The sequence below is a fragment of the Psychrobacter fjordensis genome, from assembly GCF_904845995.1.
Taxonomy (GTDB): domain Bacteria; phylum Pseudomonadota; class Gammaproteobacteria; order Pseudomonadales; family Moraxellaceae; genus Psychrobacter; species Psychrobacter fjordensis.
In genome coordinates, this window is the sequence record NZ_CAJGYP010000002.1 from 221,358 (window position 1) to 240,916 (window position 19,559).

At 45.9% G+C, this 19,559-nt stretch carries 13 protein-coding genes; all 13 read left to right on the forward strand.

From position 1 onward, the window contains the following. The first annotated feature begins 266 nt into the window (after positions 1-266). The 13 genes from JMW61_RS09550 to JMW61_RS09610 all read left to right on the forward strand — a co-directional run bounded on the left by JMW61_RS09550 (position 267) and on the right by JMW61_RS09610 (position 19,529). On the forward strand, positions 267-1,760 hold the full coding sequence (locus JMW61_RS09550; RefSeq protein ID WP_201550820.1) for a TolC family protein: 1,494 nt from the start codon (positions 267-269) through the stop codon (positions 1,758-1,760). 113 nt (positions 1,761-1,873) lie between these two features. Continuing rightward, positions 1,874-4,174, forward strand: coding sequence for a type I secretion system permease/ATPase (locus JMW61_RS09555; protein WP_201550822.1), 2,301 nt, complete (start codon positions 1,874-1,876; stop codon positions 4,172-4,174). Then, complete coding sequence (locus JMW61_RS09560) at positions 4,167-5,336, forward strand: HlyD family efflux transporter periplasmic adaptor subunit (RefSeq protein WP_110924439.1); 1,170 nt, start codon at positions 4,167-4,169, stop codon at positions 5,334-5,336. The genes JMW61_RS09555 and JMW61_RS09560 overlap by 8 nt, the downstream gene beginning before the upstream one ends. A 933-nt stretch (positions 5,337-6,269) precedes the next feature. Continuing rightward, positions 6,270-6,857, forward strand: a complete 588-nt coding sequence (locus tag JMW61_RS09565; protein ID WP_201550824.1) for a hypothetical protein — start codon at positions 6,270-6,272, stop codon at positions 6,855-6,857. 225 nt (positions 6,858-7,082) lie between these two features. Next, positions 7,083-9,770: an Ig-like domain-containing protein gene (locus JMW61_RS09570; RefSeq protein WP_201550826.1), complete on the forward strand. Its 2,688-nt coding sequence runs from the start codon at positions 7,083-7,085 to the stop codon at positions 9,768-9,770. After that, a complete protein-coding gene (locus JMW61_RS09575) occupies positions 9,679-10,710 on the forward strand; it encodes a hypothetical protein (protein WP_201550828.1) in 1,032 nt (343 codons plus the stop codon). Before JMW61_RS09570 ends, JMW61_RS09575 begins: the two co-directional genes overlap by 92 nt. Then, positions 10,640-11,605 (forward strand): hypothetical protein, encoded by a 966-nt coding sequence (locus tag JMW61_RS09580; protein WP_201550830.1) that lies wholly within the window; start codon positions 10,640-10,642, stop codon positions 11,603-11,605. Before JMW61_RS09575 ends, JMW61_RS09580 begins: the two co-directional genes overlap by 71 nt. Then, the gene (locus JMW61_RS09585) at positions 11,578-11,964 is read left to right on the forward strand and encodes a cadherin repeat domain-containing protein (RefSeq protein WP_201550832.1); all 387 of its coding nucleotides are present in this window, start codon (positions 11,578-11,580) and stop codon (positions 11,962-11,964) included. Before JMW61_RS09580 ends, JMW61_RS09585 begins: the two co-directional genes overlap by 28 nt. A gap of 1 nt (position 11,965) precedes the next feature. Continuing rightward, positions 11,966-12,199, forward strand: a complete 234-nt coding sequence (locus tag JMW61_RS09590; RefSeq protein ID WP_201550834.1) for a cadherin repeat domain-containing protein — start codon at positions 11,966-11,968, stop codon at positions 12,197-12,199. A gap of 9 nt (positions 12,200-12,208) precedes the next feature. Beyond that, the gene (locus JMW61_RS09595) at positions 12,209-12,541 is read left to right on the forward strand and encodes a cadherin repeat domain-containing protein (RefSeq protein WP_201550836.1); all 333 of its coding nucleotides are present in this window, start codon (positions 12,209-12,211) and stop codon (positions 12,539-12,541) included. Then, entirely contained in the window at positions 12,514-16,026 is a 3,513-nt protein-coding gene (locus JMW61_RS09600; RefSeq protein WP_201550838.1) for a beta strand repeat-containing protein, read from the forward strand. Before JMW61_RS09595 ends, JMW61_RS09600 begins: the two co-directional genes overlap by 28 nt. Positions 16,027-16,230: 204 nt before the next feature. Beyond that, positions 16,231-17,007, forward strand: coding sequence for a hypothetical protein (locus JMW61_RS09605; protein ID WP_201550840.1), 777 nt, complete (start codon positions 16,231-16,233; stop codon positions 17,005-17,007). Then, the gene (locus JMW61_RS09610) at positions 16,947-19,529 is read left to right on the forward strand and encodes a UDP-N-acetylmuramoyl-tripeptide--D-alanyl-D-alanine ligase (protein WP_201550843.1); all 2,583 of its coding nucleotides are present in this window, start codon (positions 16,947-16,949) and stop codon (positions 19,527-19,529) included. Before JMW61_RS09605 ends, JMW61_RS09610 begins: the two co-directional genes overlap by 61 nt. Positions 19,530-19,559 lie beyond the last annotated feature (30 nt).

A 19,559-nucleotide genomic window follows, 5' to 3' on the forward strand; every position in this document is an offset into this window, starting at 1 on the left:
TTGGACATTAGTTAATCTTTTCTAAAGTATTATTGTCAGATGTTTTTAAAATTATAGATACTATAGAGACGTGTTCAATCAATATGATGGTTTAGTTATCTATAGACATGGTATAAACTACAGCGTAGTGATAGCAATAATACTTAGCAAATAATGACAGACTTCCGCTTGTAAAGCATTGCAATTCTTTATTTTATTAAAGCAGGACTGAGCCAAACTAAATGAAAGTTTATTATTATGACCCATTGAAAAGAGGGCTGCCCCATATGGTAGTTGTAGCAATACGTAGGTACTATGGCGTGGCATTCAGTCTGTTGCTAATGTCTCTATCGAGTGCAGCATTCGCAGCAGAATCTGATGGTTACATGAATACGCTTATTAGCCAAGCCATTCAGACGCACCCTTTAGTTGGTTCAGCACGTGCAGAGCAACAAGCAACCACAGAGAGTATACGCGCAGCGAAGCTCAATATGTTGCCCGAGCCTAGCGTTTCATCAGGTTATGATAACGACGATGGCCAGATATCGCAGTTACAAATACGCCAGTCATTATGGACTGGAGGCAAGCTGACTGCCGATATTAACCAAGCGATATTTGATGACAAGGCAGCAACAGAAACTGTCTACGAAAAACAAAATGAAGTTGCCAAAACCACGATTGAGGCATGGCAAAGCTATATGACCGCTGTCTCTCAACAGCAGGTCTATTATGATAATCTGCAGTTGTTGGCAGAGTTTGAGGAAATGATGAAACGCCGTGTGAGTCAAGGCGTCTCTGCTCGTATCGATATGGATTTGGTGTCTAACCGTATCCTACAGGAGCAAAACTCTTATCAAGGTACGGTTGAGCAGCAGCGTATCGCCATCGCGAGATTACAGCAAATTACTGGTCGTAGAATATCAGCTAACGAATTGCCTGCACAGAATTTAACTGAGCTCGTTGGCCGTGCTAAGAGCTATTCGCAAGATTTTGAAAAAATGGCCTTCGATCAAGCCAGCTTTTATAATCCTACCGTCGTCAAAGAACAGTATCAAGTCGAGGCTGCCAAGCAAGGTGTTAAGTCACAGCAGTCCTCTAGCTATCCGACCTTATATGCGCAATATGCGTATGACTATTATCACGAGGATAACAACAATAGTGAAGGTGAATTCTCAGTAGGGCTTAGCTACAATCCTGGTGCAGGGTTTTCCAGCTTAGCACTAGCAAGAGCCTCAGCCTCTCGGGTGAATAGCTTAGAGCAGTCAAAAGAGGCGTCAAGGCGACTTGTGCTCGAAACCATACAGACACAATATCAGCAATTCGCCAGTGCAAAAGATCAAGAGCGTTCGTTGATTGCAGCCGTTGCAGGCGCGCAGATTGTTGTCAGCTCTTATCGTCGTCAGTTCATTGCGGGTCGAAAATCTTGGCTAGAAGTCCTCAACGCGGTACGTGAGCATTCTCAATATCAAGCACAGCTGGTTGAAATTCAAACCTCTATTATCGCCGCTTACTATAAGCTGCAAGTTGATTTTGGTCTGATGTCTTGGCAACAGTATGGCAAGAGCCGTGAGTCACAATCGCTATATAGACCCCTAGATCCTGTCAAAAATTGGCTGAAGAGTCAGGAGAGTACAACGCCGCGAACAGAGAACTCCGCCATACAGCCTATCATTATGAAAGATAAAGACATGGTGACGTATCCTATGAACGATTCTTATGATGCCTATGATTATCCTAGTAGTAGCGCTAGTGACACAGGGCTGCTCACAGATATTCCATAAAAGGCTGGCAAGCCACCTATTCATAAGCAGTCATAAACAATCATTTTTACGCATTTATTTTTACGTATTGTTTCATTATTTATTATTAGTTTAATCCATGGGATATATTTATCATGAGCACACCGGTTCCAGCCTCTAATGACAAAACATCGGATAGTGAGCTGATGGCAGATGCTACAACACAACTATCGATAACAACGCCCAATGATCCTCTAGATACACATGCATTATCGTTGGCAGACGCATTACGTACCTTGCTAACAGAGCAAGGTTATCCTATCGATAATGTCAGATTGCAGGGTGTTATCTATCAGCAGCCAAGTATATCAACGCTTTCAGACATTATTCAAGTATTAGGACAGTTAGGTATTGAGCAATTACCTGAGTCTCTACCCGTACCCGACGCCGCGTTTTTGCCATTATTGGCCCTGCATCCTACACAAGGTTGGGGTATCATTCAGCAACTTAATCCGCAAGGAAAATGGGATTTTAAGCAGTTTGATAATGTTACCGCACATTCAGGGACTGATTTTGTGCATTCGTTGCGGGTTCGTTTAGAGGAAGAGCCTAGCAAACGCAAGCAATCTTCATTTGATCAGCTACTCAAAAAAGACCTCAAAAACTACCGCGGTATCATCGTCGAAGCAGTGGTCGCCTCATTTTTGATTAACATGCTGGCGCTCGCTGTGTCGCTGTTTTCCATGCAGGTCTATGACCGAGTGATTCCGACGCGTAGTGAGTACACCCTAATTATCTTGGCAAGCGGTGTAGGACTGGTCATCTTATTCGAAACGTTTATGAAGTTTGCACGCTCAAAGATTATGGATAAAGTGGTGGTCAATCTTGATCAGTACTTGTCACGTGAGGTATTTCAGCGCTTATTAAATGTACGTATTGATCAGATGCCAGGATCGGTCGGCTCGATGGCGGCGCAGCTTCGTGGCTACGAACAAGTCCGAGGGTTTTATACCGCCAGTACTTTGTTTGGTCTCGTTGATATACCGATGTCCATTATTTTTGTGTCTTTGATTGTCGTGATCGGTAATCCATTAGTAGCTTTGGTGCCTATCATAGCGGCAATAATAGCCATTATATTGGGTTTGAGTGCCCGCAAAAAAATCGACAATATCGCATCGATTGGCGCATCAGCCTCTTATCGTAAGACAGGTATTTTGGTTGAGACGGTAGAAGGTGTCGAGACCATTAAGGCAGGCGCAGGTAATTGGAAGTTTCTGTCGCGCTGGCTAGATGTGATGAATATCACGACCAAAAACGATCTAGATATGAAGCATGCTAACGATAATCTCAGTTATTTATCGCAGATGATTCAGCAGACCAGTTATGTCGGCATCGTCATTGTTGGCTCATTTGTGGTGATGTCTGGTGACATGACGATGGGTGGCTTGATAGCGTGTTCTATTTTGGGCGGGCGTATTTTAGCACCGGTCATGAGCATTCCAGGATTGTTAGTGCAAGCTTCACATGCTAAAGCAGCTAAGCTTAATATTGAGCAACTGTTTTCACTGCAGCAGGACAACCATGGTGTCAGTCATCCACTGTCACCTAGCCGGATTGCTGGTAACTTTATTCTAGATAAAGTCACCTTTAACTATCAAAACAATGACCAACCAGCACTGGCTATCAATAAGCTTAATGTAAAAGCAGGCGAGCGAATTGCGGTACTGGGGCCAATTGGTTCTGGTAAATCAACGCTGCTCAAAGTGCTATCAGGGTTATATGCGCCAACGCAAGGTCGTATATTGTTAGATGGTCTGGATATCCAGCAGATTAGTCGTGAGTCAATGAGTGAGCAGTTAGGTTATCTACAACAAGACCACAGGCTATTTGAAGGCACATTGCGCGAAAACCTGTTGATTGGACTGCCTGCACCTAGCGATGATGTCATGCGTGATGCTCTTATCAAAACGGGTTTGATAAAACTCGTGGCCAGCCACTCTAGCGGTTTGGATTTGCCGATTAGTGAAGGTGGTAAAGGACTGTCAGGTGGGCAAAAGCAATTGGTTGCCTTTACTCGTCTACTATTAACCAAGCCTTCTATACTACTCATGGATGAACCAACCGCATCGATGGACAATCGCCAAGAGTTGCAGTGTATTGATGTCCTTAAAAAAGAGTTTAGAGATGAGCAGACTTTGATTGTTGCTACACATAAAATGCCTCTTCTGCAGTTGGTTGATCGCATCATTATTATGGACAATCAACAAATCGTTATGGATGGCCCCAAAGCACAAGTGTTAGAAAAATTACAAGGTAACGATACACAACAAAAAGCAAATAAAACTTCCATTAAAGTGAGTAACCCTAAAGTGACGGTCATCAGTAATAAAAAGACGTCAACGAATAGTAATGACAATAGCGATAACAGCGACAATCTAGGAAACGACCATGAATAACTATCAGCATAAAACTCATGATCCAAAAGTTGGGCGCACACGCATTATTATTTGGGGCGCTTTACTCGGAATTTTGGTGTTGATTGTCTGGGCATACTTTGCTCAAATCGATCAAGTAACCAGAGCTTCTGCTACGGTCATTGCTAGCGCTCGTACGCAAGACATTCAAGCAGCTGAAGGTGGCGTGCTGACTGACATATTAGTCAAAGAAGGCGAAGAAGTTGAGAAAGGTCAGCTGCTAGTCAGACTAGAAGAAGAGCGCGCACAAGCAGCAGTGGCCAACTCAGGATCAAAAATAGCTGCATTAAAAGCGAAAATAGCACGATTAGAAGCTGAAATATTTGAACGACCACTGGTTTTCCCAGAGGGTATCAAAAATTATAGCGAATATATCGAAAACCAAACGCAGCTATATAATCGTCGTCGCCAAGCGATTGATCAAGATGTTAACTCATTACAGAGAATGATGGTACTGGCACAACAAGAACTGAGTATGAATGAGCCGTTGTTAGCTTATGGTGATGTCAGTCAAGCCGATGTGATTAAGTTGCGCCGGCAAGTTGCTGAGATTCAGGCGCAGATTACAAACAAGCGTAATAAGTACTTTGAGGAAGCGCAGTCAGAGATGACTAAGTCGCAAGAAGAGCTGGATGTTGAGCTTGAGCAGTTGCGCGATCATTCACAAGTACTAGAAGAGAAAAACCTATTCGCTCCTACAGATGGTAAGGTCAATAATATTCTTATTACCACTATTGGTGGTGTTGTGAAGCCCGGTGAGATTATCATGGAGATACTACCAACCAGTAGTGATCTTATCGTTGAGGCAAAGGTCAGTCCGGCAGACATTGCTTATGTTAAAGAGCAACAGGCTGCTAGTGTCAAGTTAGACGCTTATGATTATTCTATCTTTGGTGCAATGAATGGTAATGTGATCTATATCAGTCCTGATACTCTAATGGAGCAGACGCCTAAAGGGGAAGAGCCTTATTATCGCGTGCAGATAAAAATCACAGGTGCTGAGTTTGCCGGTCGCCGTGAAGAAATTGTGATTAAACCAGGTATGACGGCTTCCGTTGATATCAAAGCGCAAGAGCGTTCTGTATTGTCTTATCTGACCAAACCCATTACCAAGACGTTCTCAGAGGGCTTAGGCGAGCGCTAAGAGCCGTTATAGATAAATCTTAATCTAATAAAATACTTGTCTCATCTAAAAGCTACGATGCCAACGTGTATCGTAGCTTTTTTTTGTATTCAAAACCTCCTAAGACATCTTTTCTGATGTTGATTCGTTCCTTATATTAATTCATTAAAGTTTACAGTTCGTTCAATTTGATTGAAATACAAGAAAGGCGAAGGTAAGTAAGATAAATAATAGGCTAAGAAAGCCTGAAACCTTATCTATAGTCAAAGAACTCTAAAATGGCTACAAGGCAGCCGATTGCAGATTGTACAAGTAGTACATCTAAGGAGGGTAACGCCGTAGCGGTTTAGAAGTTCGCTGACTATAACTCGTATAGGGTGGACTGTAGGAGTTCTTTATATCGGTATTAATGATAAGGCCTTTATAAGCTTATTACAGGTATCTATTCGCTTAGTATGCTGCACATATAGTATTCAAACTAGAATTTCTTGTACAGAAACGCTCTGAATTGGATTATATCGTGGTAACTAATGATGACCAAAGTCTGTGGTATAGAAAACGCCAGTACTTTTTAAAAAAATTTATCGTGATTTGTTATGAATAGAAAAATATTTTTCTAGTAAAAATTGATTTTGAGCAATCATTCAAATTAATTTTAATGAAAAATAAATATTAATAATAGTCGATGAAAATAAATGTAATAATTAATCCTATGACAGACGTTGTCTTTATTGCAGCTCTATTATATATTTATATATAAGATGTTTTTTTGTGGTTTATTTAGCTTAATAAAGTTAATTTTTATGTATATTTTTGAATAAATGCAATGTTGCGTTAGTAATGTTTATGCATTAGCGAAATAACTATAATAATTTTTTATATAAGTCTATTGGATGTGCAGGAAATAAGATTAATTATCATTTATTAGGTTGTTTTTTAAAAGGAGAAAGTACTATGGAAAGAAAAATATTATTATCGGCTACATTGTTTGTAGCTATGAGCGTAACAGGCTGTCAGACCATAAAAGAGAATCAGCGATCAACTCTCTCTGATAGCAAAATCAAGACCAATTGGGCAAAAAATCATGAAGTGTTTAAAGTTATGCCTGATGACTCCTTACAAGAAATGGAAAGTAGAATCGTATTCTTCCGTAATGCCAATAATGCTGCCCCATCAAGTAGTATTAATCCACGTAATATCAATGTAGGCATGGGCCCTAGTAGTGCGTTCCAGACGAGCCTGACAAACGGACACTATTCAGATATTAGAGTCTGTAACGGATTACAACTTATCAATGCCAAAGTAGTAAACGAAAAAACTGGCAAAATTACTACTTACTCTAAACAGTATCAACTTAGCCCTCAAACGACGACTTATCTACAAATTGCTTCATCAAAAGAAGGTAGCCCTGTTATTCAACAGGTACCCGCTGATGAAGCATTGCTATTAATGAAGACCAGTACTCGTCAAAATCATCAAATCAGTCGAGTGCCATCAGATTGTAATAATTTAAATAAAAAGCTAAAAAAACAGTCTATTTAAATTTTTTTGAGAATAAAAATCTTTATTTAACGATATTTCTTAAAAGAAGTACGATAAAACCACTTTAGTGAATATAACGAATATAAAGGATATTTTATCGATATAAAGAGTAATAAATCAAAAAGCGCATAGCGATATTTATATATTTGTTTAAGCGGATTAATTAAACTAACTCCTAATTTTATATTGATATTTATTGACTTAGAGTTAATTAAGGATGATGTTATGAATACCATAGTTGTAAAAGTAAATGACACAGTAAAAACTATTTCTGAGCACAAAGTTATTACACAGGACGGCAAACCTACAATAATAAAAGCTGTCGATAAAGTGAACTACGAACTTCTTGATGAATCAACGGGCTATGCTCCACATCATATTGTCACTAAGCGGGTGAATAACGACCTTCACGTTTCTTTTGAAGAGAGTAGCGAAAATTCTGAACTTATCATGGAAGGGTTTTATGATGGTATCGATAGTGCACTCACCGGTATCGCTGAAGATGGTAACTATTATTACTACATTCCCAATACTGGAGAAGTAACAGATTTTGTCACTGAGTTACAACTGGGTGAAGTACAGGGGCAAGCGTTGGGTGGAGAGGAATATGCTACACCTTGGTGGGTAGGTGCGACCGCAGCTTTTAATGCTCTTCCTTGGCTAGCTGGATTGGCAGGTCTTGGATTAGCAGGTGCGGCACTTTCTGGCGGTGGTTCTGATAATGGCGACACTACGGCACCAGCTGCGCCAATCATTGATGCGATCACAGGCGACGACATCGTCAATGGTGCTGAAGCGACAGCTGGCTTCACCATCACAGGCACTGGTACTGCAGGCGACACCATCACCTTAACCAATGAAGCAGGTGATCAAATCGGGTCGCCAGTGACCGTTGGTACAGATGGCACGTGGAGTGTGGCTGTGACTCAAACAGACGTCACTGCAATGAGTGAAGGCGCAGAGCAACTAACGGTAACAGCAACTGACCCTGCTGGTAACGTTAGTGCCCCTGCGACCAAAGATATCAGTTTGGATACGATGGTGCCAGATGCGCCAACTATTGAAATTAATGAAAACGGTAATGAGATTGTTGGAGTAGGCGAGCCTAATTCGACGATTAAAATTGATACTAATGGTGATGGTGTACCTGATTACACTGCTGAAGTAGACAACAATGGTAACTATGTCATTGATACTAGCGAAGCACCATTAATTGATGGCGAAACAGTGACAGCAACGGTTACTGATGCTGCTGGTAATGAGAGCAATTCAACTAGCATCATTGCACCAGAAATAGATGACGCTGACGCTGACGCTGACGCTGACGCTGACGCTGACGCTGACGCTGACGCTGACGCTGACGCTGACGCTGACGCTGACGCTGACGCTGACGCTGACGCTGACGCTGACGCTGATGCTGATGCCGACGCAGACGCAGACGCTGATGCTGATGCTGATGCTGATGCCGACGCAGACGCAGACGCCGATGCCGATGCCGATGCTGATGCTGATGCCGACGCAGACGCAGACGCCGATGCCGATGCCGATGCCGATGCTGATGCCGATGCCGACGCAGACGCCGATGCTGATGCTGATGCTGATGCTGATGCCGACGCAGACGCAGACGCCGATGCCGATGCCGATGCTGATGCTGATGCTGATGCCGACGCCGATGCCGACGCAGACGCCGATGCTGACGCCGATGCCGATGCCGATGCCGATGCCGATGCTGATGCTGATGCTGATGCTGATGCTGATGCTGATGCTGATGCTGATGCTGATGCTGATGCTGATGCCGATGCCGATGCTGATGCTGATGCTGACGCCGATGCTGATGCTGATGCTGATGCTGATGCTGATGCTGATGCTGATGCTGATGCTGATGCTGATGCTGATGCTGATGCTGATGCTGATGCTGATGCTGATGCAGACGCTGACGCCGATGCTGATGCTGATGCTGATGCTGATGCTGATGCAGACGAAGCCCCAACAGCCCCAAGCGTGTCAGACTCAGCGAATTTAGAGTTGGGTCAGGCAGCAGCGGGTGATGCGGTGGCCACCGCCAGTGGCTCAACCGATCCAGACGGCGATGCGGTCACTTACGAGCTGGATGCTGACTCAGCAGTGAACTACGCCATTGATCCAGCAACAGGTGTCATCACCTTGACCCAAGCGGGTGCAGACACCGTGAATGCGGGTGGCACCTTAGCGGCGCCCGTGGTCAATGCCACAGACGGAGACTTAGACAGTGCGCCAACCACTGGGACCGCGCCTGGCATCGTCAATGAAGTGAATGCTGCCCCAACAGCCCCAAGCGTGTCAGACTCAGCGAATTTAGAGTTGGGTCAGGCAGCAGCGGGTGATGCGGTGGCCACCGCCAGTGGCTCAACCGATCCAGACGGCGATGCGGTCACTTACGAGCTGGATGCTGACTCAGCAGTGAACTACGCCATTGATCCAGCAACAGGTGTCATCACCTTGACCCAAGCGGGTGCAGATACCGTGAATGCGGGTAGACGATTAGCGGCAGCCGTGGTCAACGCCACAGACGGAGACTTAGACAGTGCGCCAACCACTGGGACCGCGCCTGGCATCGTCAATGAAGTGAATGCTGCCCCAACAGCCCCAAGCGTGTCAGACTCAGCGAATTTAGAGTTGGGTCAGGCAGCAGCGGGTGATGCGGTGGCCACCGCCAGTGGCTCAACCGATCCAGACGGCGATGCGGTCACTTACGAGCTGGATGCTGACTCAGCAGTGAACTACGCCATTGATCCAGCAACAGGTGAGATTACCTTGACCCAAGCGGGTGCAGACACCGTGAATGCGGGCAGTAGCGGCGCCCGTGGTCAACGCCACAGACGGAGACTTAGACAGTGCGCCAACCACTGGGACCGCGCCTGGCATCGTCAATGAAGTGAATGCTGCCCCAACAGCCCCAAGCGTGTCAGACTCAGCGAATTTAGAGTTGGGTCAGGCAGCAGCGGGTGATGCGGTGGCCACCGCCAGTGGCTCAACCGATCCAGACGGCGATGCGGTCACTTACGAGCTGGATGCTGACTCAGCAGTGAACTACGCCATTGATCCAGCAACAGGTGAGATTACCTTGACCCAAGCGGGTGCAGACACCGTGAATGCGGGGGCTGAGCGGCAGCCCGTGGTCAATGCCACAGACGGAGACTTAGACAGTGCGCCAACCACTGGGACCGCGCCTGGCATCGTCAATGAAGTGAATGCTGCCCCAACAGCCCCAAGCGTGTCAGACTCAGCGAATTTAGAGTTGGGTCAGGCAGCAGCGGGTGATGCGGTGGCCACCGCCAGTGGCTCAACCGATCCAGACGGCGATGCGGTCACTTACGAGCTGGATGCTGACTCAGCAGTGAACTACGCCATTGATCCAGCAACAGGTGTCATCACCTTGACCCAAGCGGGTGCAGACACCGTGAATGCGGGTGGCACCTTAGCGGCGCCCGTGGTCAACGCCACAGACGGAGACTTAGACAGTGCGCCAACCACTGGGACCGCGCCTGGCATCGTCAATGAAGTGAATGCTGCCCCAACAGCCCCAAGCGTGTCAGACTCAGCGAATTTAGAGTTGGGTCAGGCAGCAGCGGGTGATGCGGTGGCCACCGCCAGTGGCTCAACCGATCCAGACGGCGATGCGGTCACTTACGAGCTGGATGCTGACTCAGCAGTGAACTACGCCATTGATCCAGCAACAGGTGTCATCACCTTGACCCAAGCGGGTGCAGACACCGTGAATGCGGGTGCCTTAGCGGCAGCCCGTGGTCAACGCCACAGACGGAGACTTAGACAGTGCGCCAACCACTGGGACCGCGCCTGGCATCGTCAATGAAGTGAATGCTGCCCCAACAGCCCCAAGCGTGTCAGACTCAGCGAATTTAGAGTTGGGTCAGGCAGCAGCGGGTGATGCGGTGGCCACCGCCAGTGGCTCAACCGATCCAGACGGCGATGCGGTCACTTACGAGCTGGATGCTGACTCAGCAGTGAACTACGCCATTGATCCAGCAACAGGTGAGATTACCTTGACCCAAGCGGGTGCAGACACCGTGAATGCGGGTGGCACCTTAGCGGCGCCCGTGGTCAACGCCACAGACGGAGACTTAGACAGTGCGCCAACCACTGGGACCGCGCCTGGCATCGTCAATGAAGTGAATGCTGCCCCAACAGCCCCAAGCGTGTCAGACTCAGCGAATTTAGAGTTGGGTCAGGCAGCAGCGGGTGATGCGGTGGCCACCGCCAGTGGCTCAACCGATCCAGACGGCGATGCGGTCACTTACGAGCTGGATGCTGACTCAGCAGTGAACTACGCCATTGATCCAGCAACAGGTGAGATTACCTTGACCCAAGCGGGTGCAGACACCGTGAATGCGGGTGGCACCTTAGCGGCGCCCGTGGTCAATGCCACAGACGGAGACTTAGACAGTGCGCCAACCACTGGGACCGCGCCTGGCATCGTCAATGAAGTGAATGCTGCCCCAACAGCCCCAAGCGTGTCAGACTCAGCGAATTTAGAGTTGGGTCAGGCAGCAGCGGGTGATGCGGTGGCCACCGCCAGTGGCTCAACCGATCCAGACGGCGATGCGGTCACTTACGAGCTGGATGCTGACTCAGCAGTGAACTACGCCATTGATCCAGCAACAGGTGTCATCACCTTGACCCAAGCGGGTGCAGACACCGTGAATGCGGGAAGCGGCAGCCCGTGGTCAACGCCACAGACGGAGACTTAGACAGTGCGCCAACCACTGGGACCGCGCCTGGCATCGTCAATGAAGTGAATGCTGCCCCAACAGCCCCAAGCGTGTCAGACTCAGCGAATTTAGAGTTGGGTCAGGCAGCAGCGGGTGATGCGGTGGCCACCGCCAGTGGCTCAACCGATCCAGACGGCGATGCGGTCACTTACGAGCTGGATGCTGACTCAGCAGTGAACTACGCCATTGATCCAGCAACAGGTGTCATCACCTTGACCCAAGCGGGTGCAGACACCGTGAATGCGGGTGGCACTTTATACGGCAGCCCGTGGTCAACGCCACAGACGGAGACTAGACAGTGCGCCAACCACTGGGACCGCGCCTGGCATCGTCAATGAAGTGAATGCTGCCCCAACAGCCCCAAGCGTGTCAGACTCAGCGAATTTAGAGTTGGGTCAGGCAGCAGCGGGTGATGCGGTGGCCACCGCCAGTGGCTCAACCGATCCAGACGGCGATGCGGTCACTTACGAGCTGGATGCTGACTCAGCAGTGAACTACGCCATTGATCCAGCAACAGGTGTCATCACCTTGACCCAAGCGGGTGCAGACACCGTGAATGCGGGGGCACTTTAGCGGCAGCCCGTGGTCAACGCCACAGACGGAGACTTAGACAGTGCGCCAACCACCGGGACCGCGCCTGGCATCGTCAATGAAGTGAATGCTGCCCCAACAGCCCCAAGCGTGTCAGACTCAGCGAATTTAGAGTTGGGTCAGGCAGCAGCGGGTGATGCGGTGGCCACCGCCAGTGGCGCAACCGATCCAGACGGCGATGCGGTCACTTACGAGCTGGATGCTGACTCAGCAGTGAACTACGCCATTGATCCAGCAACAGGTGTCATCACCTTGACCCAAGCGGGTGCAGACACCGTGCCCCTTAGCGGCAGCCCGTGGTCAACGCCACAGACGGAGACTTAGACAGTGCGCCAACCACTGGGACCGCGCCTGGCATCGTCAATGAAGTGAATGCTGCCCCAACAGCCCCAAGCGTCTCAGACTCAGCGAACTTTGAGTTGGGTCAGGCAGCAGCGGGTGATGCGGTGGCCACCGCCAGTGGCTCAACCGATCCAGACGGCGATGCGGTCACTTACGAGCTGGATGCTGACTCAGCAGTGAACTACGCCATTGATCCAGCAACAGGTGAGATTACCTTGACCCAAGCGGGTGCAGACACCGTGAATGCGGGTGGCACCTTAGCGGCGCCCGTGGTCAACGCCACAGACGGAGACTTAGACAGTGCGCCAACCACTGGGACCGCGCCTGGCATTTTGCCTGACACCACCGCACCAGATGCGCCAACTGATGCCCCCGTTGTCACCGACAACGTCGCCAATGACGGCAGCGGTGATGTGCTTGACCCTGTAGAGACCATTGCCGATGGTGGCGTCACGAATGATAATACCCCAAGTGTGATTGTTCCTGTCGATCAAGTGGCTAATGGCACGCCGCAACTGGTTATCGACGGAGAGGTGGTAGCATCAGATGCCGTGACCAATGATGATGGTAGCGTTACCTTAACACCAACCACGCCGTTGACTGATGGTGAGCATGAGTTAAGCTATAACATCATAGATGCTGCAAATAACGAGAGTGATGATGCTCCTGCTGTTAGCGTGACAGTTGATACCACTGTCATCATCGCTCAAGATGACACAGATGATTTAGATTTAGGTGAAGTAAAAGTCACCAATTATCCATCAGTGACTGATGATAGTGTCACCGTATTGGGTATTACTGAAGGAAATGGAATCACTGGGAGAAGCAGCATAGTGCAAAGCAATAGCATTGTTGCAAGGGCTGTCAACGCAGATGGTATTGTTGGCTTTACGGTAAGTGAAGGTGCGAGTGGTACGGTCAGCATTGATATTCAACAGGTAGCCCTAGTCGCAGTGGCAGATGCGGTTAATATAGAAGTCTACAATAGCAATGGTGACCTTGTTTATGTTGGTACTACAGGTGGTAATCCGTTAGTAGGTGATTTAATTGGTCTAGATATATTGGGCGTCACTGGTAATGATACATTGACCGCAACCGTATCTGGTTTAGAGCCAGATAACTACACAGTAGTTGTGCGTAATGATCGCAGTGCCTTAGAAACTTTAGTCAATGATCTTACATTAGCAGAGCTAGGCGATGCGGGTGTGGTGTTAGGGCCCGACAACCAAGATGCTGTATTGAGTGCAGTGGAGACCTCACTCAATACAAGCTCTCCTATTTTACTATTAGGCAGCACTGTACGAGGTATCCTTGAAAGTGCATTAGAGCTAACTGGTGAGCTGAGTGTTGATGAGTTAATTGCTGTACTTCAAGAAAATGCACTAGTAGGTGGCTTACTTGCAGGTGTGCTTGACCCAGTATTGGATGCGGTTGCAGAGGCATTGCTTAGCAATACTCTAACATTGCTTGAAAGCACTGATGTGACCACCACATTAACGGAGTATTCTTTTGACTCAAATGTAGTAATCACAGGTAATGTGATTAATCCTGATGGATCAGTAGCGGATGAGTTGGGTGAAGACATAATTACCGCTAATACTAAGCTAACTGATATCAATAGTGACAATACTCTGTTAGAGCCGACATCTGAAATCCTTGAGGGTCTTAATGTATTTACCATACAGGGCCAGTACGGCATCCTAATCATCAATGAGCTTGGTGGCTATATCTACACGGCCAATGGTGACTATGCATCGTCAGGTAAAACAGAGGTATTTGAATACACTATCTCTAATGGTGCAGCGGGTAACAGTGATACCGCTAAACTGGTGATTAATATCAGCTCTACGGCCCCTGAGGCACCAGCCACAGCAGCGATTATTACAGACAACGTAGTCAATGACGGCAGCGGTGGTGTACTAACACCTTCAGAAGTCATTGCAGATGATGGCACCACAAATGACAATACACCAAGTCTGGAAATTGCTGCTGGTGTACTTAGTGACGGTGAAACACTGCAGTTAGTGATAAATGGTATCGTAGTTGATGCAGTGATCACTGAAAACGCCGATGGCAGCTATACTTTAACGCCGCAAACGCCTTTAGATGATGCTGAGTATGAGCTAAGCTACAACATCAAAGATGCGGTGAACAATGTGAGCGGTAACGCACCTGCTGTGACGGTAACAGTAGATACAACTTCACCAGTCGCCGTTGATGATCAAAATCTTGCTGAGCTAGAGGTAACATCAACTGTATCAACATCTACAGCTGGTCTTAATGGAGATGTTAATAGTCTATTAGGTATCGGTGTTCTTAGTGGTCTGGTTGACGTTGATTTACTTGAAGAAAACAACGTATTTGAGGTAAGTGTAGAAGCTGGTAACACACAAGTGATCACCTTAGATGGAAGTGGAGGTCAACTTTTGAGCCTCAGTGCTGTCCTTGGTGGTAACAATAATTTCGATCTTGAGATTTATCGCCAAGAGGATGGCAGTGATCTGGCTGAACTGGTTCAACTGAAAGAGGACTTTCTAGAATACAGCCCAGGAATTGCAGGGCTGCTTGGTGGTTGGAGTGCCGATGCATTGACACTTGATACTTTCACTGGCGGTGCTAAAGGTGCGAAATATTTTATCGTTGCTACTAATCCTGCGGCTAATGATGGACTCTTAAATCTTGGCGCTTTGGCAAGCATAAGTATTGGAGCAACAGCGAGCACACTGACAGATTATACTGTGACTGGAGACTCTGTCCTTGGTAACGTTATTGACAATGATGACGGTATCGGGCAGTCAATAACAGTAACTGCTGTCAATGGCGATCCTATTAATGGTTCTACAACTATTGATGGTGATTATGGTACTTTGGTTATTGGTTCTAATGGCGATTATACTTATACACCGTTTAAAAATAATAGTGTGATCGGTCAAACAGACGATTTTGACTATACCATCAATGATGGTAATGGTAATACCGATACGGCTGCACTAAGTATAGCTATTAATAGTGATGGGGCATCTGCAGGTCGCGTAAGTGCCAGTAGCTTTACACTTGCTGATGATGCAACTTCTATAGATATTCCTGATACATCATTGACTGTCTCAAGCGAAGGGCTTGATGTTCTAAGCTTTGACAGCGAAGATCAAACCATCAGCTTATCTGACATCTTTGAAGTTGATGTCATAGACCTCAGCGGTATTGGTGCTAATACGTTAACCGTACAAGCAGCTGATATTACAACCTCTGATCCTATCTATATCAAAGGCGATAGCGATGATACCGTAGATTTAGGTAATATTGGTACTGATCTCAGTGATACAGATAGATCTGGTAATACAGCAACGTGGGTAAATACTCAAACCACGGCATCCGATGCTGATGGACAACAATATAACGTGTGGGCGTTGAGCACTGACTCGGCTACACAGGTCAATATTGATGTTGATATCACCAATGTTATTTAAGTGATATCAGTTGTCTGAGTTATTTAAGCCTTATCAGTTACTTAGTATCGGCTAATCGTAATGCAAACGTTAAAACGCTCCCAAACTGGGGGCGTTTTTTACAAGGTATACATAACCGTTTTGAGCTATAGTTAATAAGCCTTAAGGGTCTATAGGATAGTGCCCAAAATACTAAAAATAGTGAATAATAAAGGACAATAAAAAATGAGCGAAACCACCAGTATGAATGGCCTAATTACTCACTTAAAAAATAACTTACCAGCCATTTACGAACACTGGGTACAAACACATATTACCCAAGTAAATACTGAAAATAGCACTAGGAATTTTCAAGATGCTGCAGTAGATACGTTGCCTTTCACCTTCATCTTGTCAGTCTCTGATAGTCATAAAAAAGCCAAAGTAGTCACTTTTGTTATTGATGATTTAGTGAAACTAAAGGAAGTAGATAACACTAGTAATTTCTCTAATTTTGAAAAAATATCCCCGGTGATAATGGCAAAGGTAGATACGTTATCAGAAAAATTTGATGCTCCTATCGCTTGGCTAAGGTTTGAGTGGATCAATAAAGCCTCACTTACTACTTGGTCAGATTTTCAGCAAAGTCTAAAAGGCTTTAAGCGTAATTATTACCGATCAGGCATTGCATTTACAGGAGTGCGAGAGCCTTGGCTGCTACTCACCGAAATGGAGTTGAATGCTAATGCCTGCCTTTATATGGGTAACACGGTCTCTCATGCAGGGGTTAATACTAATAACCTGAACGTGTATCTAAAAGCGCGCCATGGCAGTAGCCAAATTCCAGATTTTAGCGATTACTTGCCCATTATTAGTTTTAATACGGCGGGTGTGTTTATTGATGAGCACACAGGTGAGTACCATCACCTGATACACAGCCACGCTTTAAGGGTCACCGCAAGTTGTTGCCACTATCGGCTAATACCACTCAGCCTATCATTAAGCAGGCTACGAATTACTTAGCCAGACAGGTACAGTCTTCTGGCCAGTATATCTATGGGTATTTTCCTTGTTTTGGCCGCACGATAAATACTTATAATAGCTTGCGTCATGCCAGTAGTACCTATGCACTGATAGAAGGCTATGAAGCTTGTCATAGTTTTGACGCCTACCGCAACGATGAGGCTAAGCTTGCTTTGGCTAATACGAAAGTAGGTATTGATAATGCCATGAACTACTTGATTGATAAGCTTATTCAGATCTATGATGACAAAGCATATGTGATTGATACTGGCGGAGAGATTAAATTAGGCGCAAATGCTGTTACGATATTAGCAATCGTTAAATATCTACAAGTCTTTAGAGACACACCAAAAGCAGATGATTATCATGCGTTGGCAGAGCAATTAGCGCTAGGCATCATCGCGATGCAACAAAACGATGGCAGCTTTGTACATGTCCTACATAGCAAAGACTTAACGCTAAAAGCGAAAAACCGCATCATTTATTATGATGGGGAGGCAGCATTTGCAATGATGCGTTTATATGGTTTGACCAAAGATACGCGTTGGCTTGACTGTGTCACTCGTGCTTTTGACTATTTTATTGAAGCCAAGCATCATCAAGCGCATGATCATTGGCTGTCTTATTGCACAAACGAGCTGATCATTTATAAGCCTGAAAAAAAGTATTTTCAGTTTGCGGTCAATAATATTGCAGGCTATACCGACTTTATCAAAAACCGTATCACTACTTTTCCGACATTGCTTGAGCTATCCATGGCGTTCCATAAAATGCTATTAAAGCTAGATGAACATCCTGAGTTTCATGATGTGTTAGCGGGTTTTGATGTTCAAGGGTTTTATCAGGCATTGCATGCGCGTGCTAACCATCTTATAAATGGTTTTTTCTTTCCAGAAATGGCCATGTTTTATAAGTCACCGCAAACGATTTTATATGGGTTTTTTATCCGTCATCACTCGTTTAGAGTGCGAATTGATGACGTAGAGCATTATTTATCAGGGCTTATTGGTTACTTTGATTTTTTAAAAACGGCTAATTACCCAAAGCTAGCCGCAAAGAAGTATCTACCAACTCATAATGTAATCCATACAGATAACGAAGACAAAAATCAGCCAGTAAAATCCGATAGTCAGCATTTGAAACAACCTGTGTTAACCGCCAATTCTCTGGTCCTTGCCACTAAGGGGAAGTGGCTGGTCACACCGCCAGTAGATTGGTCTGCAACAGGATTATGCATTTGGCCACCCAGTTTTGAATCAGGTCAGTTAATCGTGGCTCGAAGAAAAAATATGGCGGTAGGCTATTTATCTGAAAAGTCGATTGAGTCTTTAGTGAAAAAAGGCGCTTCTGCCATTATCACTGATGACGTTATAGCATACAAAAACTCAAGTATTCCTGTGCTGTACGTGCGCGATATACGTCAAGCGACTATTGCGATTGGACGATATGCTCGCCAAGTCTTTGATGGTCAAGTGATTGGTATTACTGGTAGCGCTGGGAAGACCACAACGGTGCATATGCTGGCACATGTACTGAATGGTTTCGGCGGTGCGAGCTACACTCAATATAGTGCAAATCTACCGGTAGGTATTGCATGGAATTTGGCTTCTATGCCTCATTCTATAAACTGTTGGGTATTAGAGATGGCGATTGGCTCTATGTCTGCCAATACCAATTTAGTCCGCCCTGATATAGCGCTCATTACTAATATTGCACCCGCACATCTTGAGTATCATCATAATGTTGAGACTATTGCTCTCAAAAAATCACGTATTTTTGAGGGTATGGCGCCAGGTTCTCTTGCCATTGTTTGCCGAGATATTGAGCAGTATGATTTGATTGAGCGTTTGGCAACCACATGGGGTATTCATGTGGTCAGCTATGGTGAACATGATGATGCGACAATTAAGCTACTTAGTTATAATCAAAAAGAGGCACAAGCACAGATAGCAGTTGATGGTCAGACTTATCTGCTGAATTTACAGGCTCGTGGTCAGCACATGGTGCTAAATGCGATGGCTATTTTGGCCGTGGTCAACCATAATAATTTACCTATCCGTGACGCCATTACTCGATTAGAGAGTTTTAAAGCCGTAACTGGGCGAGGGCAAGTACTTGAAACGACTTATCAAAACCGACCAATTACACTTTATGATGAAGCTTATAATGCAAATCCATTATCTATGCAGGCAGCACTCGAAACCTTTGAACAGTTACAGGAACCTACCCATCAAAAAGTATTGATTTTGGGTGATATGTTGGAGCTAGGGGGTGACAGTAGTAAGTACCATTTACAGCTGGCTCCTATCATTGAGAGGATGAATTTCAGAGCTTTGATTTTAGTCGGGAGTCAAAGCAAAGTATTGCTTGATAAGCTTAAAAGTCTAGACATAACACTTTATCACTTTGAAAACGTACAAGCCTTAAGCTTACAATTGCATGAGTTTCTTAAAGATTATGACCATGTTTTTATTAAAGCCTCTAATGGCATTGGGCTCAATAAGCTATTCATAGAGGGTTAAAATATTCTCAATATAATTAGAAGTCAGAGC

Bases quoted from the DNA above. Each gene is read 5' to 3' on its own strand.
- JMW61_RS09550 (WP_201550820.1), top strand. From the start codon at position 267: ATGGTAGTTGTAGCAATACGTAGGTACTATGGCGTGGCATTCAGTCTG.
- JMW61_RS09560 (WP_110924439.1), top strand. From the start codon at position 4,167: ATGAATAACTATCAGCATAAAACTCATGATCCAAAAGTTGGGCGCACA.
- JMW61_RS09570 (WP_201550826.1), top strand. From the start codon at position 7,083: ATGAATACCATAGTTGTAAAAGTAAATGACACAGTAAAAACTATTTCT.
- JMW61_RS09565 (WP_201550824.1), top strand. From the start codon at position 6,270: ATGGAAAGAAAAATATTATTATCGGCTACATTGTTTGTAGCTATGAGC.
- JMW61_RS09575 (WP_201550828.1), top strand. From the start codon at position 9,679: ATGCGGGCAGTAGCGGCGCCCGTGGTCAACGCCACAGACGGAGACTTA.
- JMW61_RS09605 (WP_201550840.1), top strand. From the start codon at position 16,231: ATGAGCGAAACCACCAGTATGAATGGCCTAATTACTCACTTAAAAAAT.
- JMW61_RS09555 (WP_201550822.1), top strand. From the start codon at position 1,874: ATGAGCACACCGGTTCCAGCCTCTAATGACAAAACATCGGATAGTGAG.